The 16881-nt window shown below is 61.7% G+C and carries 16 protein-coding genes; 8 read left to right on the forward strand and 8 right to left on the reverse strand.

Going from position 1 to position 16881, the window contains the following annotated elements; all coding sequences use genetic code 11:
* Positions 1–4: 4 nt before the first annotated feature.
* Positions 5–832 carry an Ig-like domain-containing protein gene (locus J3O30_RS12795; protein ID WP_207584320.1) on the reverse strand — a complete coding sequence of 276 codons (828 nt, stop codon included), beginning with the start codon at positions 830–832 and terminating at the stop codon, positions 5–7.
* A 183-nt stretch (positions 833–1015) separates the two neighbouring features.
* Here J3O30_RS12795 and J3O30_RS12800 point away from each other — a divergent pair, with 183 nt between their 5' ends.
* Together J3O30_RS12800 and J3O30_RS12805 are read left to right on the forward strand one after the other, a co-directional pair.
* Entirely contained in the window at positions 1016–2623 is a 1608-nt protein-coding gene (locus J3O30_RS12800) for a fumarate hydratase (RefSeq protein WP_207580703.1), read from the forward strand.
* Positions 2624–3016: 393 nt separating this feature from the next.
* Positions 3017–4084: a GGDEF domain-containing protein gene (locus J3O30_RS12805; protein ID WP_207580704.1), complete on the forward strand. Its 1068-nt coding sequence runs from the start codon at positions 3017–3019 to the stop codon at positions 4082–4084.
* A gap of 50 nt (positions 4085–4134) precedes the next feature.
* Here the strand turns inward: J3O30_RS12805 and J3O30_RS12810 are convergent, their stop codons facing one another.
* Both J3O30_RS12810 and J3O30_RS12815 read right to left on the reverse strand, forming a co-directional pair.
* On the reverse strand, positions 4135–4746 hold the full coding sequence (locus J3O30_RS12810; RefSeq protein WP_207580705.1) for a pyridoxamine 5'-phosphate oxidase family protein: 612 nt from the start codon (positions 4744–4746) through the stop codon (positions 4135–4137).
* A gap of 36 nt (positions 4747–4782) precedes the next feature.
* Positions 4783–5763, reverse strand: a complete 981-nt coding sequence (locus J3O30_RS12815; protein ID WP_207580706.1) for an alpha/beta fold hydrolase — start codon at positions 5761–5763, stop codon at positions 4783–4785.
* 47 nt (positions 5764–5810) lie between these two features.
* Between J3O30_RS12815 and J3O30_RS12820 the strand changes: the two genes are divergently transcribed.
* Positions 5811–6278 carry a MarR family transcriptional regulator gene (locus tag J3O30_RS12820; RefSeq protein WP_207580707.1) on the forward strand — a complete coding sequence of 156 codons (468 nt, stop codon included), beginning with the start codon at positions 5811–5813 and terminating at the stop codon, positions 6276–6278.
* A gap of 3 nt (positions 6279–6281) precedes the next feature.
* On the opposite strand, the gene J3O30_RS12825 is transcribed toward J3O30_RS12820, so the two are convergent.
* Both J3O30_RS12825 and J3O30_RS12830 read right to left on the reverse strand, forming a co-directional pair.
* Complete coding sequence (locus J3O30_RS12825; RefSeq protein ID WP_207580708.1) at positions 6282–7472, reverse strand: low temperature requirement protein A; 1191 nt, start codon at positions 7470–7472, stop codon at positions 6282–6284.
* Between the two features lie 23 nt (positions 7473–7495).
* Positions 7496–7870: a DUF971 domain-containing protein gene (locus J3O30_RS12830; protein ID WP_207580709.1), complete on the reverse strand. Its 375-nt coding sequence runs from the start codon at positions 7868–7870 to the stop codon at positions 7496–7498.
* A gap of 183 nt (positions 7871–8053) precedes the next feature.
* On the opposite strand from J3O30_RS12830, the gene moaA reads away from it, so the two are divergent.
* Positions 8054–9100, forward strand: a complete 1047-nt coding sequence (gene moaA / locus J3O30_RS12835) for a GTP 3',8-cyclase MoaA (RefSeq protein ID WP_207580710.1) — start codon at positions 8054–8056, stop codon at positions 9098–9100.
* 432 nt (positions 9101–9532) lie between these two features.
* The gene (locus tag J3O30_RS12840) at positions 9533–10468 is read left to right on the forward strand and encodes an IS110 family transposase (protein ID WP_207584240.1); all 936 of its coding nucleotides are present in this window, start codon (positions 9533–9535) and stop codon (positions 10466–10468) included.
* Positions 10469–10516: 48 nt separating this feature from the next.
* On the opposite strand, the gene J3O30_RS12845 is transcribed toward J3O30_RS12840, so the two are convergent.
* Positions 10517–11293, reverse strand: coding sequence for a class I SAM-dependent methyltransferase (locus tag J3O30_RS12845; RefSeq protein ID WP_207580711.1), 777 nt, complete (start codon positions 11291–11293; stop codon positions 10517–10519).
* 124 nt (positions 11294–11417) lie between these two features.
* Here J3O30_RS12845 and J3O30_RS12850 point away from each other — a divergent pair, with 124 nt between their 5' ends.
* The 3 genes from J3O30_RS12850 to J3O30_RS12860 are packed head-to-tail and all read left to right on the forward strand — an operon-like array spanning position 11418 to position 14377.
* Positions 11418–12554 carry an ABC transporter substrate-binding protein gene (locus J3O30_RS12850; RefSeq protein ID WP_207580712.1) on the forward strand — a complete coding sequence of 379 codons (1137 nt, stop codon included), beginning with the start codon at positions 11418–11420 and terminating at the stop codon, positions 12552–12554.
* 6 nt (positions 12555–12560) lie between these two features.
* Positions 12561–13631, forward strand: coding sequence for an iron ABC transporter permease (locus tag J3O30_RS12855; RefSeq protein ID WP_207580713.1), 1071 nt, complete (start codon positions 12561–12563; stop codon positions 13629–13631).
* Positions 13625–14377 carry an ABC transporter ATP-binding protein gene (locus J3O30_RS12860; protein ID WP_207580714.1) on the forward strand — a complete coding sequence of 251 codons (753 nt, stop codon included), beginning with the start codon at positions 13625–13627 and terminating at the stop codon, positions 14375–14377. The genes J3O30_RS12855 and J3O30_RS12860 overlap by 7 nt, the downstream gene beginning before the upstream one ends.
* Positions 14378–14399: 22 nt before the next feature.
* Here J3O30_RS12860 and J3O30_RS12865 read toward each other — a convergent pair whose 3' ends face one another.
* Complete coding sequence (locus tag J3O30_RS12865) at positions 14400–15350, reverse strand: sugar-binding transcriptional regulator (protein ID WP_207580715.1); 951 nt, start codon at positions 15348–15350, stop codon at positions 14400–14402.
* A 21-nt stretch (positions 15351–15371) separates the two neighbouring features.
* Complete coding sequence (locus J3O30_RS12870; protein WP_207580716.1) at positions 15372–16838, reverse strand: FGGY-family carbohydrate kinase; 1467 nt, start codon at positions 16836–16838, stop codon at positions 15372–15374.
* Between the last annotated feature and the right edge of the window lie 43 nt (positions 16839–16881).

Raw genomic sequence — 16881 nt, forward strand, 5'->3', positions numbered from 1 at the left:
GCGATCAGACCAACAGCGAAAAATTGTCCATCACGACCGAATTGCCCATGAAATCGAAACTGATTTCATCGATGTCTTCAATCTCGACCAGAAGATCGGGATCGGCGACCTCAAGTTCCTGCTGATAGACGATCTGGCCGTCGTTCATCGCGGTCAGCGTCAAATGAAAGGGCGAGGCCGACAATTCGGCAATCGAAACGCCCTGAAAGGTGAAGTCGCCGCCATCGACCATTTTCAGGGTCACGGGCGCCGAACCCGGCGATAGAACCGTATCGCTGAAACCGTCCTCGGTGATGGCGTCGACGCCCGGGATCGTGTCATAGACAATACCGTTCAGAAACGTCAGGTCGTGAATGCCGTTCACGGAGAGCGCGAAGCCCCGGTAATTCGGCAGAGAAAAGTCATCCGCGCGCGATGTGACACCCAGGTCGTCGAAATCCAGGACTTCATGATACTTGTCCTCTTCATTGACGCCGTCGATCGCCAGCGTCAGAACCCCGACATCCGTTCCCCCCACGCCATCGGAGATCTTGTAGCGGATCTCTTCGATCAACTGGTCGTGCGCCCGCAAGTTCTTCACCACGTCGAGCGAGTAATCCAGCTCGTAGGTGAAGTGACCGTCGGGCCGCACGGTGAAGGTCCCATAATCGCCTTTGATGATCGTTTCCTGTGTCAGTCCCTGTTTCGCATCGACCCTGACACCGTCGAAAGAGCGAAGATAGGTGGTCGATCCCTCTGGATCGCTGTCATTGGACAGCAAATCCCCTCTGATCCAGTCGTGCTCGAAGAAAATGAGAAGATCGTCGTTAGCAGTCGGTTTTGCGTTCGTCATCGGAAGCCCCCGGAAGTTAACGTCGCGGGAAATATGAACCGGCCTCCGGCGAAAGGCAACCTGAAGTCGTCTTTCCCGACGAATGCGGATTTGACCGCTCGCCCATCCAGATTGCATTTGCAGCGCCGCGGATTTAGACCGGTTCCAATTTAGCGACGCACGCCCACCAGAAAGGTCACTTCGATGGCTGACGATCTCTTCCCGCTCGGCAAGGATACCACCCCCTACCGCAAGATCAGCGGCGACCATGTCTCGGTCGACAGTTTCAAAGGCCAGGAAATATTGACCGTCGAGCCGGAAGCCATCCGCCTGCTTGCCGAAACCGCCTTCGCCGATATCAACCATCTGCTCCGCCCCGGCCACCTGAAGCAGCTCGCCTCGATCCTCGATGACCCCGAGGCGACCGACAACGACCGCTTCGTCGCCTACGACCTTTTGAAGAACGCCAATATTGCCGCCGGCGGCGTGCTGCCGATGTGCCAGGATACCGGCACGGCAATCATCATGGGCAAGAAGGGCCGCAGGGTCTGGACCGAGGGCGGGGATACCGCGGCACTCGCCCGCGGCGTCATGGATGCCTATGAGAAGAAGAACCTGCGTTATTCGCAGCTCGCGCCGGTCAAGATGTTCGAGGAGAAGAACACCAAGAACAACCTGCCGGCACAGATCGACATCTACGAGGAAGGCACCGACGCCTACGAATTCCTCTTCGTCGCCAAGGGCGGCGGCTCGGCCAACAAGACCTTCCTTTACCAGGGCACACCCTCGCTCTTGACGCACGACCGGATGATCGACTTCCTCAAGGAGAAGATCCTGACGTTAGGGACGGCAGCCTGTCCGCCCTACCATCTGGCCATCGTCATCGGCGGCACTTCGGCCGAGATGAACCTGAAAACCGTCAAGCTCGCCTCGACCCGCTATCTCGACGAGCTGCCGACCGAAGGCTCCGAGAGCGGCCACGCCTTCCGCGATCTCGAGATGGAAAAGGAAATCCACCGACTGACGCAGCAGATGGGTGTCGGCGCCCAGTTCGGCGGCAAGTATTTCTGTCATGACGTGCGTGTCATCCGCCTGCCCCGCCACGGCGCCTCGCTGCCGATCGGCCTCGGCGTCTCCTGTTCCGCCGACCGTCAGGCCAAGGGCCGCATCACCCGCGACGGCATCTTCGTCGAGCAGCTCGAAACCGATCCGTCGAAATACATGCCCGAGATCGACGAAGCGAAACTGTCGGAATCGACCGTCCGTATCGATCTCAACCGGCCGATGGCCGAAGTGCTGGCCGAACTCTCCAGGCATCCCGTCAAGGCGCGCCTGTCGCTGTCGGGCACGATCATTGTCGCCCGCGACCTTGCCCATGCCAAGATCCGCGAGCGGCTGGAGAAAGGCGAAGGCATGCCCGAATACCTGAAAAACCACCCGATCTATTATGCCGGCCCGGCCAAGACGCCTGTCGGTTACGCCTCCGGCTCCTTCGGCCCGACGACGGCCGGGCGCATGGACAGTTACGTCGACCAGTTCCAGTCCTTCGGCGGATCGATGGTGATGCTTGCCAAGGGCAACCGCTCGCGCGCCGTGCGCGAGGCCTGCAAGAAACATGGCGGCTTTTATCTCGGATCGATCGGCGGCCCCGCCGCCCGTCTTGCTCAGGACTGCATCCGCAAGGTCGAAGTCTACGAATATCCCGAACTCGGCATGGAAGCGGTCTGGAAGATCGAAGTCGAAGACTTTCCGGCCTTCATCGTCATCGACGACAAGGGCAATGACTTCTTCCAGGAATTGAACCTGGGGTGACGCTCTCGGATGCGGGACGGGCAGGCATCGGCGCCCGTCCCGTTCTTGAATGTGCGGGCTGCGGCAAAGTCCGCCGCCAGCAAACAGCCTTGGAAATATCATTCCAACCCATTTCCAATGAAATACCGGGCTGCCGAACAACTATCGATATGATGAATACGTGCGAAATGCAGAGAAGAACTGCAAGTTTTTCAGATATCGCTCCCGTCTAGCGAGCATCCGCTTTCTCACCAAAGCTAGATATTTTCTTTGAGAATCATGGGGCTACTTGAAGTATTGGCCAGTCATGGACTTATCGTATGTAATCTTTGGTATATATCGCTTTAATCTTTTCCCAAGAAATTTAAGCTACCAAATAGATTATTGCCTTCGAATATATGAGGAGTTCGCCGGATGAACACGGCTGTCGCGCCCAAGGTGCAGGTTCCCGACGTAGCGGGCCAGATCACCTATGCCATGCGCTCGATGGGCGTTGCGCCAATACCGCGCAACTACGAACTCTTCTACGAAGCCTATATCGGCTCCAACCCCGCGCTCACCCGGGACCTTGCAGCCCTCGGCGGCCAGGCGACGCAGGCCGAGCTCGACGAGCTAGGCGCGCAGTATTTCACCAGCAGCCCGGCCCGCGTCTTCGACGACGCCCATACCCGCATTTCAGGCGAACTCGATGGACTGCTGCGGGTTCTGAGACAGGAGCAAAACTCGCTGGAAAGCTATACAAGGCTACTCGGCGAGACCCATAAGCGCATCACCTCCAAAAGCAATGCCAGCGTCGAACTGATCGAAAACGCCATCGAACTTTTGAGCCAGGCGACCGGCGACACCATGGCGCACGGCGAACGCACCGTCGGCGACGTCGTCCAGCGCTCGCAGGAGATGGATCAGGTCCGCAAGGAACTCGATGAATATAAACGCATCGCCAACACCGATTCGTTGACGCGCCTTTCCAACCGCCGCGCCTTCGACGAGCGCCTCGCCGCCGTCTTCAACAATCCCGGCATGCGGCCGGTGACGGCCTTGCTGCTGGCCGATATCGACAACTTCAAGAAGATCAACGACACCTACGGCCATCCCGTCGGCGACAAGATTCTCGCCACCGTCGCCTCCGTCATCCGCAGCAATGTCCGGCGTGATGTCTTTGTTGCCCGCGCCGGCGGCGAGGAGTTCGCGCTGATCATCGACGGCAACACGCCCGAAGAGATCACGGCGATCGCCGAGCGCATCCGCCGCACGCTGGAAACCACCTCGTTCAAGAATTCCCGCACGCGGGTCAATTACGGCCCGATCACCGTCTCGATCGGCATCTGCATGGCCTCCAGCGCCGAAGATGCCGGCGAACTCTACAGCAAGACCGACATCGCCCTTTACGGCGCCAAGAATGCCGGCCGCAACTGCACCATCCTCTATCAGGACGGCATGCAGAAGGATTTCACCAAGAGCTGGCTGATCTACAAGAGCTGACGGCAAGTCCGCGCCACTGGCACGCTGTCACCCCACAGGTGACGGCGGTTTTACCACATCGTCTTCGCCGCGCGTCCCGGCCATTCCCGGTCGTAGGTTTCCTGGTCGAAATCACCGACCGCGGCCTTCAGCATCTGGCCCGGTGTCGGCAGGCCCGCCGGATCGGCGAAATGTTGGCCATTCCAGAGTTCGGCCCGCATCACGGCGCGGGCGCATTGGAAATAGACCTCGTCGATCGAAATCACCACGACGGTGCGGGGATGTATGCCGTCCATCTCGAAGCTCGAAAGCACTGCCTCGTCGTCCGAGACGACGCCGCGGCCGTTGATGCGCATCGTCGTGTTCGAGCCGGGGATCAGGAACATCAGCGCCAGCCGGGGATCGCGCACGATATTGGAGAGCGAGTCGACGCGGTTGTTGCCGCGCCAGTCCGGCAGATGCAGCGTCTCGTCGTCGACGACGCGCACCACGCCGCCGAGATCGCCGCGCGGCGAACAGTCGAGCCCTTCGGGCCCGACGGTGGCAAGCGCTGCGAACGGCGAAAGCGCGATCATCTGCCGATAGAGCGGCGTCAACCGCTTCGTCACCTTGTCGACCGAGGCCTGCGAAAGCCCGGCGCCGTAGATCGTGTTGAGCTCATCGATGCTGCTGATGATTTTCATGAGGCGTCCCGCCGCGGCTTGATATCGGGACGGACGCTACAATGCCGCGCGCTTTACCGGAAGCTCAAAAAACGGAATGATCTCAGCAGCGTTTTTGATGCCTTCGTCGGCCATGTCCTCCTCGCCTTGGACAGCTCCGAGAAACGCAGCGATTGCGGCAAGAACCGGAGCGGCGGCGAGGATGCGCCGGTGCCCGAAACCGTTCGCCCAGAACAGCCGGACGCCCTCGCCGGCTGCCTGATAGCGCTTGGCATGGGCTGGCGGCACTTCCTTGTCGTCCTCGGCATGGATGACGAGCACCGGCCGGCCGATCGCACTCGCCGCATCGCCAGCATCGAAATCCTCAAGTCTCCGTCCGGTGACGTGACGAACCTCATTCTCCAGCGCCGCTTGCGCGGCCGGGCGAAGGCCGATCATCCGGCCGAAGTCGGTAAACAGCCAGGCCATTTCGCTTGGCGCACCGATCAGCACCAGCCGCTCAGCCGTGACAGGAGCGACATCGGGCAGCAGACCCGCCACCGATACCACCAGCGCCGCGCCGCCGAAGGAATGGCCGATGACCGCATCGAAGGCGCCGAAGCGTGCCTCGATCGCGGCAATCGCCTTGACCGCAAGCCCCATGTGCAGGAAGCGCCGGCTGGCACGTCCGTGGCCGGGAAAATCGAGGGCCACCACCTCCGCGCCCGTTGCCGAAAGCATCGAAACGAGCTCGGCCATGTATTCGGTGCTCGAGCCCCAGCCATGCGTCACCAGATAGCGCTTGCGTCTTCCTCTCGCCCCGCCGTTCAGCCGATAGGCATGCGTTTTCGCCCCGCCGGCAAGTCTGAGGGTGAAACGTTCGGCGCCGTCAAGCCGGGCCGCGCCCGCCGCATGCGCCGCCTTGGCTTTTGCTCCCTTCGGCCGCGGCGACGGCGTCCTGCAGAACAGCAGGAACGCCGCCCTGCCCGCCAGATCCGGCGAAACCGCCTGTAGCAGGGAGAACCCGAGGCGGGTGACCTTGCGCGCAAAATTTGCCATAGTGAGAATCCAAAAGACTGTTCAACACTGAACAATAAAGTACAACGATGAACAAAAATCAATCCCTTCCCTGGGATCATCCGCGTTTTCGCAGCTGGATCGCGGTGGCGCGCGCCTGCCAGCTGATGCAGCAATCGCTGACCCGCTCGCTGGCCAATCTCGACATCAAGCCGCCGCACCTCGACATCCTGGTCAATCTCTATCGTTTCGAAGCCATCTCGCAGCAGGAGCTGGCCCGCAAGCTGCTGGTCGGCCGCTCCAACATGAGCATGCTCCTGCCGCAGATGGAAAAGCGCGGCTTGATCGAACGACGCGGCGATGCGCGCGACAAACGCGTGCTGCGCCTCTATCTCACACCGGAGGGCCGCACGTTGACCGAGGCGGCGATGGTGATCCAGACGGATCTGATCGAACGCTCGCTTTCGCAAGAGCCGATCGAGCAATGCATGGCGACCGCCACCTCGATGGAGCGCATCATCACCGTGCTGCTCAGCGATCTCCGCGACGAGGATTGAGGATCAATGCAGCGTCGGCGCTGCCGCCGTGCCGGTCAGCGAGCGGTATTCCCAGGCGGCGACGATAATCAGCACCAGCGTCGCCAGCATGCCCATCAGATAGATCTCGATGAAGGGTGCAACGAAGGCCAGCAGGATCAGCAACACCAGGCCGGCCAGATGTGACAGCGGCAGCTGCCCGCTGGTCGCGCCCTTGAACCAGAGATTGCCGATCAGAAACAGGCCGGAGCCGCCGAGCACAGCTGCAGCAATGCCGAGATCGCCGGTCTCGTGCGGATGCGAGAACATGAATTCGACTGCCACCGCATGGACGATGATGCCGGCCAGGATCGGGATATGCCCATAGGTGAAGGCGAGCCGCGCCAAGGCCCCCGGCGTCGCCTCATGCTCGATGCGGTGGGCGGCGCGCCCGTGGCCGAAGCGGAAATAAAGCCACCACATGGTGACGGTGCCGATGAAACCGGTGACGAAGACGATGCCGGTCAATCCCGAAAACGGCAGCTCGGAAAAGGTGCGGCCGGAAACCAGGATTGCTTCGCCGAGGCAGATGATGACGAAGAGCGCGCAGCGCTCGGCCATATGGGCGCCGGAAACGTCCCAGTCGCCCGCCGTCGAGCGGCCGAGGCCAGGCACGGCAAAGCCCGCGGCCGGGCCGGCATATTCGATTGCGAGCGCGATCACCCAGGCGATCAGCCGCGCCTCGTGATCGAGCAGCCCGCCGGCAATCCAGAAGACGGCGGCGACGACGAGCCAGGTGGTGATGCGGATGAAATTCAGCGTATTGGCGCGGTCGACGCGTGTCATCGCATAGGTCGTAAACAGCGAGCGCCCCACCTGCATCGCCACATAGGCGCCGGCAAACAGCAGCCCCTTGTCGCCGAAGGCCTCGGGGATGGAGGCCGACAGCAGCAGCCCGAGCATCATCAGCGCCACCAGCATGCCGCGCACCGGCGTCCTGTCGGGGTCGAGCCAGTTGGTCACCCAGGCGGTGAAGATCCACACCCACCAGACGGCAAAGGTCATCAGCGCCGCTTCGGCGGCACCGAGCGGCGTATAATGGGCGGCGAGCGCATGCGAAAGCTGCGAGATCGAAAAAACGAAGACCAGATCGAAGAACAGTTCGAGGAAGGTCACCTTGCTGCCGCTGGCACTGCCCTTGGCGCGCAGCCAGTTCTTTCCGTTCATTTTCGCCATGTATCCCCCGATACCCATTGATTTCAGCGCGGCTTTTGGCCCGTATCGCGGTCCATGCCCTTTTCCCGGAGCTCGTCCTCATAGGCGGAAAACAGCTCAGCACCCCGTTCGCCGAGCTCGCGCAGATAGGTCCAGGTGTAGATGCCGGTGTCATGCATATCGTCGAATCCGATCCGGACGGCGTAATTGCCGGTCGGCATCATCGAGATGATCGCGACATTGCGCTTGCCCGGCACCGTCACCTTTTGCCCCGGCCCGTGGCCCTGCACCTCGGCAGACGGCGACAGCACGCGCAACAGCTCTGCCGACAGGTCGAAACTCTGGCCGTCGTCGAAGGTTATCGCCAGCCTCTGCCGATCTTTCGAAACGCGGAGTTCGCTCGGCCAGATATCGCTCATCTCTATCACCCTCTTTCCCCTGGAGAAGTAGGCGTTCGCCTTTTTCGAGGCAAGAGCAAATTAACGTGTGCGAAATCCGTTTCCCTTGACGGCGCAATCACATATGCACAAATAGAAAGATATCGTTTGAAAACAGGCCGGCATCCGGTCTGGCGTGCTTCAGATCCCGTTGCGGAGGAATTGGTGAATACGAGAGTAGGAACGATAGGCAACGCATCGCCGCTGGTGGCGGATGCACATCCGATGATCGACCCCTTCGGGCGGGCGGTCACCTATCTCCGCGTCTCCGTCACCGACCGCTGCGATTTCCGCTGCACCTATTGCATGTCGGAAAATATGACCTTCCTGCCGAAGAAGGACCTGTTGACGCTGGAGGAGCTCGACCGGCTCTGTTCCGCCTTCATCGACAAGGGCGTGACGAAGATCAGGCTGACCGGCGGCGAGCCGCTGGTGCGCAAGAACATCATGTATCTGGTCCGCCAGCTCGGTGAGAAGATCGGCTCCGGCCTCGACGAGCTGACGCTGACGACCAATGGATCGCAGCTGGCCCGCCATGCCGAAGAGCTTTATGATTGCGGCGTGCGCCGCATCAACGTCTCACTCGACACGCTCAACCCCGACAAATTCCGCAAGATCACCCGCTGGGGCGATTTCGACAAGGTCATGGAAGGCGTCGATGCGGCGGAGAAAGCCGGGTTGAAGATCAAGCTCAACGCCGTGGCGCTGAAGGATTTCAACGACGCCGAGATGCCCGATCTCCTGCGCTTCGCCCATGGCCGCGGCATGGACCTGACCGTCATCGAAACCATGCCGATGGGCGAAATCGAAGAAGACCGGACCGACCAATACCTGCCGCTCTCGCAACTGCGCGCCGATCTCGAAGACCAGTTCACCCTGACCGACATCGACTACCAGACCGGCGGCCCGGCGCGTTACGTCAGGGTCGCCGAAACCGGCGGCCGCCTCGGCTTCATCACCCCGATGACCCATAATTTCTGCGAGAGCTGCAACCGCGTCCGCCTCACCTGCACCGGCACGCTCTATATGTGCCTCGGCCAGAACGACGCCGCCGACCTACGCGCCGCCCTGCGCGCCAGCGAAGACGACGCCCTCCTCCGCACCGCCATCGACGAGGCCATCACCCGCAAACCGAAGGGCCACGACTTCATCATCGACCGCACGCATAATCGTCCGGCGGTAGCCAGGCATATGAGTGTTACGGGGGGGTGAGGCTCGGTTCCCGCAAAGCGGGGAGCGATCGATCCAGTGAATCGATCGCAGGGCCGAACGCCCTGAGCCACGCGAAGGGCCGGGATACGGTGCGGCATGTCCCTTCTCCCCAGCGGGGAGAAGATGCCAGCAGGCAGATGAGGGGGTGAGCGGCAAAGCCGCGAATGCGCTGAGTGGAAGCGAAGGGCAATATGAACGGCATGCCGTGCGGCCCCCTCATCCGACCCTGCGGGCCACCTTTGTAACTTCCCTTTACCCGCTATTGGCGTAGTACTGCCTGTTGCGGTGGCGGATGGAAGACCGTTGCACCTTTGGGACACCAAGCCCGTGGGAGAGCCTGGGTCTCCGTCCGCCGTTCCATTGAACCCGAACAGTCGCCGGGGCCGCTTGCGAAAGCAAAGCCCGCTTAGGCAAGGATGGGATCAGATGGAGATGAATGAGAGGGTGGTTGTCGGTATCGATGTTTCCAAGGACCGATTGGACGTGTCGCTGCACCCTTCAGGCGAGCACTTCGCGGTCAGCAACGACCACGCCGGCCTTGAGGAATTAATCACCGGGCTGGTCGCCTCCAGGCCGACGATCGTCGGCCTGGAGGCGACCGGCGGCTACGAGATGTTAGCGGCGGGTAGCCTGTCGGCAGCTGGTTTTGGGGTGGTTGTTGTCAATCCGGCGCAGGTGCGCGCCTTTGCCAACGCGCTCGGCCGCAGGGCCAAGACCGATCCGATCGATGCGGCCGTCATCGCTGCCTTCGTACTGGCGACGAAGCCGGCTATCCGGCCGTTGCGCGATGCCGAGACGCAGGCCCTGTCCGAACTCATTGCCCGGAGGCGGCAGATCGTCCAGATGACCGTTGCCGAGGAGAACCGGTTGCGTATGGCGCTGGCCAAACAGGCGCAGAGAAGCATCAAGCGCTTGCTGACAGCCTTGCGCCGCGAACTCGAAAACCTCGATGCCGACCTCGACAGCCATATCCGCAAATCGCCGGTCTGGCAGGTGCGCGAGGCGCTGTTGACCGCGGTGCCGGGTGTCGGGCCGACAACGGCGCGTACGCTGCTGGCCGAGCTGCCCGAACTCGGCAGCCTCGACCGCCGCCAGATCGCCTCACTGGCAGGTCTTGCCCCCTGGACGCGGCAATCGGGAAAGTGGAAGGGCAAGAGTTTCATCGGCGGCGGCCGCGGCAAGGTGCGGGCTGTGCTGTTCATGGCCGCCCTCGTCGCCAGTCGGTACAACCCCGACCTCAAGGCCTTCCGCGACCGTCTGGTCGCGGCCGGCAAGCCCAAGATCGTCGCAACCGTCGCAACTATGCGCAAGCTGCTCACCATCCTCAATGCCATCATCAGGGACGGACGACCATGGCAAAACGCTTGACAAATAAGACAGTCGCTCTCCCCGTAAACGGGGCGAAGGGAGATCACATCACCCAGGCTTACGCGCACAAATCGCAAACCGCTCCTGCACCATACGCTCAAGCCCCCGCAGAAACGGCATCTTGCGCGCCTGCGCCCAATGAATGTCGCCAAGCTTGCGATCGACGACGATATCGACGAAGCCGGCCTTGCGCAGAAGATCGACGATCGCTTCCGCCGGCATTTCATGGGAAAAATGCACGCGTGAGCGGATCTTCTGATGCCGCGCCATCATTTCCGGCGACATGTGGCTTGCCGCAGGTTTGCCGGAGATTTTCGTCCAGAGCTTCTGCAGGCCCTTGACCCAGGTTTCCCGACCCATGTTGCCGTCGACGATCAGCACTTTGCCCCCCGGCTTCAGCACCGCGAACCATTCTGCGAAGGCAGAAGCCGGATCCACCAGCGTCCAGATGAGATGCCGGTTGGTGATGACGTCGTAGCTACCCCGTGGCTCCATCGTGTTTTCGGCGTCGCCGGAAACGAAGCGGATATCGGTGCCGCGCTTCTTCGCCTTGGCGCGTGCCTGCGCCAGCATCGCATCCGACCAGTCGAGCCCGGTGACCGCAAAGCCGACATCATGCATCAGATGCGAAATGACAGCGGTGCCGCAGGCAAGATCGAGCGCTGCCCGCCCCTGCCCGTCGCCGAGATGTTTTCGGACCAGCCGCTGCCAGCCCTTCCGCTCGCCTTCCGAAAAGATTTCATGGCCGACGCTCTGGTCGAAGGTTTCAGCCCTTTCCGACCAGAAATCGCGGATTTCATCGCGGATCGAGTAGTTTGTATTCATCGAATTCACCTTGAGTGCCCCGGCAGTGCATCAGTTTGGAAATGCTCTAAAACATATAACTTGATTCACAAAGTCATATTTCTTATGGCTGCGGACATTATTCAGACGTCAGGGGAATTTCCAGATGAATTTCGTGAAAATGCTCGCAGTCTCCGCAGCTGCGATTGCCGGCCTAATGCCGCTATCGGCCTGGGCGCAGTCCTTCACCATCAAGGATGTCGCTGGCCGCGAAGTCAGCTTCGACAAGCCGGTCGAGCGGGTGATCCTCGGCGAAGGCCGCATGCTCTACGCCGTCGCGCCGATCGAGAAGGAAGATCCCTTTGCCAAGATCGTCGGCTGGCGCAACGACCTCTGGACCACCGACAAGGACGGCTTCAACGCCTATGTCGAAAAATTCCCCAAAGGCAAAGACCTGCCCTTCCTCGGCAATCTCACCGACGGCACGCTGCAGACCGAGACGGTGGTCAAGCTTCATCCGGATGTGCTGCTGCTCCCGATCGGCAACAAGACGGCAGCGGACGAGGTGAAACTCGAAGAGATGCTCGCCGGCATCGGCGTCAAGATCGTCTATATCGATTTTCGCGAGCACATCCTCGCCAACACCGAACCGAGCCTGAAGATCCTCGGCCAGCTCTTCGGCCATGAGGACCGCGCCGAAGCCGTCGCCAGCTTCTGGAAAGAGCAGATGGCACGCGTCACCGACAGGCTGAAAGCGGCCAATCCGCCGAAGCCGAACGTGTTCATGTATCGCGCCGCGGGCTTGGTCGAGTGCTGCGGTACCTTCGGTCCCGATAATTTCGGCCTGATGGTCGATTGGGCCGGCGGCCACAATCTCGGCTCCGATTTCCTGCCGGGTTATACCGGCTCGATCAATGCCGAGCAGGTCGTCGCCTCCAATCCCGATGTCGTCGTCGTCACCGGCTCCAACTGGAGCCAGACCAAGAATGCCAAGGACTTTGTTAATGTCGGCCCGAACGCCGCTTCCACCTTCGGCGACAGCCGCAAGGCGCTGAACACGCTGATGGAAAACCCGGCCTTCACCGGCTCCAAGGCGGTCGCCGGCGGCAATGTCCATGCGATCTGGCACCAATTTTATACCAGCCCCTACCAGTTCGTCGCCGTCCAGCAGCTGGCGAAGTGGTTCCACCCGAACCTCTTTGCCGATCTCGATCCGGATGCCACCTTCAAGGAATTCCACGAAAAATTCCTGCCGGTCGCCTATCAGCCGGGTTACTGGGTCGACGCCAAGGCGGCTGAGTAACCCGCGATGGCCGAGGTCGCCGCCATATCGATCGAAGCCGAAGCCGGGAGAGAGCGCTACCGCGCCCTTGCCCGGCGCAAGCTTTTGATCCTGGCCGCCATGACGGCGGCGCTCTGCCTGTCCTTTGCCGTCGATCTCGCCTGGGGCCCGGCCCGCTACAGCCTCGGTGAGGTCGTCGCCGCCCTCCTCGACCCGTCTTCCGTTTCCGATCAGGTGCGGGCCGTCGTCTGGAATATCCGCATGCCGGTCGCCGTCATGGCCATCGTCGTCGGCGCCTCGCTTTCGGTCGCCGGCGCGCAGATGCAGACGATCCTCGCCAATCCGCTCGCCAGCCCCTTCACACTCGGCATCTCGGCAGCGGCAAGCTTTGGCGCCGCGCTTGCAATCGTCACCAGCGTTCCGCTTCTGCCTGTGGCAGCCGGCCTGCTGGTGCCCGTCAATGCCTTCATCATGGCGCTGATCGCCACGCTCTTTATCCATTTCGTCTCGCAGGCCCGCGGCGTCTCGGTGCAGACGGTGGTGCTGCTCGGCATCGCCCTGGTCTTCACCTTCAACGCGGCTCTCGCCTTCCTGCAATATCTCGCCTCCGAACAGGCGCTGTCTGCAGTCGTCTTTTGGACGATGGGCAGCCTCACCAAGGCCACCTGGCCGAAAATCTGGGTGACACTTGCCGTGCTGCTGCTGGCCCTGCCGCTCTTTGCCCGCAACGCCTGGGCGCTGACGGCGATCCGCCTCGGCGAGGACAAGGCCGCAAGCTTCGGCGTCAATGTCCGCCGCATCCGGCTGGAAACCATGCTGGTTGTCTCGCTGCTTGCCGCCGTACCCGTCAGCTTTGTTGGCACCATCGGTTTCGTCGGCCTCGTCGGGCCGCATATCGCCCGTATGATTCTCGGCGAGGATCAGCGCTTCTTCCTGCCGGGCTCGATCCTCTCCGGCGCGCTGCTCCTGTCGCTGACCTCGATCGTCTCGAAGTCGATCATCCCCGGCGTCGTCTTCCCGATCGGCATCATCACCGCGCTGGTCGGCGTGCCCTTCTTCTTCTCGCTCATCCTCTCGAACAGGAGCCGGTCGTGGTAGCGCTTCAATTGCAGTCGGTCGGCGCCTATCACGGCCGCAACCTCTTCGTCGAAGACGTCACGACGCCGGTGATGAAATCGGGCGAGTTGATTGCGGTGATCGGCCCGAACGCCGCCGGCAAATCCACCCTCTTCAAGCGCATCACCGGCCTGCTCAAGGGGCCGGGTCACGTCGTCGTCGAAGGCTCGAAGACGAAAAATGCCATCAGCTACATGCCGCAGGATACCTCGGCCAATGCCGTGCTGACCGTCTACGAATCCATTCTGCTCGCCCGCAAGCAGGGCGAGTCCTGGGCCGTCGGCGACGGCGACCTGCGCTTCATCGACGAGATCATGGCAGCCCTCGATATCAGCGCCCTGGCCTTCCGCGATCTCGGCGCGCTCTCCGGCGGCCAGCGCCAGCTCGTCTCGATCGCCCAGGCGCTAGTGCGTGAGCCCGAAATCATGCTGATGGACGAGCCCACAAGCGCGCTCGACCTCCACCGCCAGGTCGAGGTCCTCGACTTCATGCGCCGCCGGGCCCGTGCTAAAGGCATGATCGTCCTGGTCGCCATCCACGACCTCAACCAGGCGCTCCGCTTCGCCGACAAAGTCCTCGTCATCGCCAATGGCCGCATGCGTGCCTGCGGCACCCCAAGCGACGTCGTCACCGCCGAGATGCTGCGGGAGATTTATAAGGTCGAGGCCCGGGTGGAAAAATGCTCGCTGGACCACGACCATGTGATCGTTGATGGGAAGGCTCATTGAGCTTAGCCAAAATCGGCCGGCCTCAGTCGATCAATCGCTGCGCGGTAAACTTGTCCGTGACAAGCATGTCGATCACCCCCACGCGGAGTGCGCCTGCGATAGCGTCCGTCTTTTTGGACCCGCCGGCGAGTGCAATCACCCGGTCCACGCGTTCAAGCTCCTCGAGCGGAAGTCCAATGACCCGGTCGTCCAGCGGCGTCTTGACCGGCTTGCCATTCTTGTCGAAGAAGCGAAGCGAGATGTCGCCGACGGCTCCCGCTTCCGCGAGATCAGACAGTTCGCGCGATGAAAAGATGTTGCCGGACCGCGCGAGAAGTTCGGACGGTTCGACGGCTCCGATTCCGACGATCGCCAGCGTGATGCTGCCGAACAGGTCCATCGTCTCCCGGACGTACGGATCGGCCTGCATAAGGAGTTTTGCCTCTCTGGACGTCGTAACGCCCTGCACGGCAAGCAGTTTCGGCTCAGCGCCGGTCAGCCGGGCAAGCCGCGTGGTAAGCTGCGTCGCATGCGTCTGTACGGAAGGATCGCCCATGCCGCCAAGGGTTTGGACGACGAACTTCGCCTGAGCGCTCTTCTGCGGATGAATGTTCTCCACCATCTTGAAGATGGTCTGGCTCCAACTCGAAACGCCGATGATCTCCCCCGGCGCAAGCGTCACCTCCAGGAGGTGGGCCGCCGCCTCTCCGATACGGGCCATGATGGCGCCGTCCCGGTCTTCCGTGCACTCCACGACGATCGCCTCCGGCAGATCATATTTCTCGCGAAGCGCGCGCTCAAGCTCGCTGTAGGTGCCGACGGGGGGAGTGACGCTGGTTCGCACGATATCTTCAGCCTCGGCACGCTTGAGCATGCGCGACACCGTCGCCTGCGACAGGCGAAGGTGCTGTGCGATCTCCGCCTGTCGCCGTCCCTCCAAGTGGTACATCTGGGCGACCCTTGATATGAGGCGGAGTTCGTTGAGGCGAGTCATCGCTAATCCCAGTGTGAATTTTTATTCATCATTAGCGGTTGTATCGCGTGACGTCGAGCGGGCAAGTGCATCATTCCATGTATCCAGAAGCACCGCGCGATCCACCGGTTCCGGGTCAATGATCTGCGAGCTCCGAGGCAGCTCTGCGATAACATTAAGATCGCTCCACAAACCAAGTGAGAGACCTGCGAGATAGGCGGCCCCCAAAGCCGACGCCTCGGGTGCTTCGCATTGGATCACGGGATGTTCGATGAGGTTGGAGACACACTGCATCAGGAAACGGTTCTGGCTCGGGCCGCCATCGACATAGAGCGCTCCGAGTTCGCCGCCGCTTTGTGCTCGCATGGCGGCGATCACGTCGTGCACCTGGAAGGCGATCGAATCGGTGACCGACCGCGCCATTTGCGCACGGGTCGTATTGAAATTGATCTGGGAAAACAGGGCACGGGCGTCGGAGTTCCAATAGGGTGCGCCCAGTCCCACGAATGCGGGCACGAAACCCGGTCCGCCGGGTTCGGCGCTCGCCGCAAGTTCGACAAGGGCTGCCACATCGGAAAGGCCGAGAATATCAGCCATCCAAGGCAGGCTGGCGGCGCAAACGAGAATATTGCCTTCGAAAGCGAAAGTCGGCTTTCCCCCGAGACGCCAGGCGACGGTCGTTGTGACGCCGTTGCGTGGCGGAATAAATCGCGCAAGCGTCGTCATGATGGAAGAGCCGGTTCCAAAGGTTACCTTGCCATCACCCGGCTTGAAGGCGCCATGACCGAACAGCGCCGCATGGCTGTCTCCGATCGCGGCCATGATCGGCGTTCCATCCGGCACGCCTGGCAAGCCTTGCGTCCTGCCGAAGTCGGCAGAGCTGTCGAGCACCTCGGGCAGCAGCGCGATATCGACGCCGAAAATCTCGCCGAGTTCCTCGCTCCATCTCTGCTCCTTCAGATCGAACAACTGGCTCCTGGCGGCATTGGAAGCATCGCAGACATGCCGGCGCCCGCCCGTCAGGCAGTGGACCAGCCAGCTGTCGACTGTTCCCAGCCGGACCGACCGCCCGGCCGGCATACGGTCGAGCAGCCATCGGAATTTCGAACCCGGAAACATCGGATCGAGTGGCAGGCCTGTCAGCGTCTGCACACGGTCAAGGCGGCCTTCGGCAATCAGACGTTCGCAATCCTGTGCCGTTCGACGGCACTGCCAGCTGACCACCGGTCCAAGCGCCTCTCCCGTTTCGGCGTCCCAGGCAGTGACAGACTCGCGCTGGTTGGAAATCGCCACGGCCGCGATAGCCACGTCGGGGGTGGCCTTCAGGCAGGCGTCGATCGCCTCGCAAACGGATGCGTAGAGCCGGCGTGGGTCCTGTTCGACCCAGCCTGGTTTCGGATAGGTGATGCCGACCGGCGCCGAACCCCTGCCGACAATGTCTCCCTTTTCGGAAACGAGAACGGCCTTTGAATTGGTCGTGCCCTGGTCGATTGCCAGAATTGCCCGCATTCTTTCCTCCCCGGATCAGACGGCAGCCGGGGTGAAAATGCGC

Source organism: Rhizobium sp. NZLR1, from assembly GCF_017357385.1.
Taxonomy (GTDB): domain Bacteria; phylum Pseudomonadota; class Alphaproteobacteria; order Rhizobiales; family Rhizobiaceae; genus Rhizobium.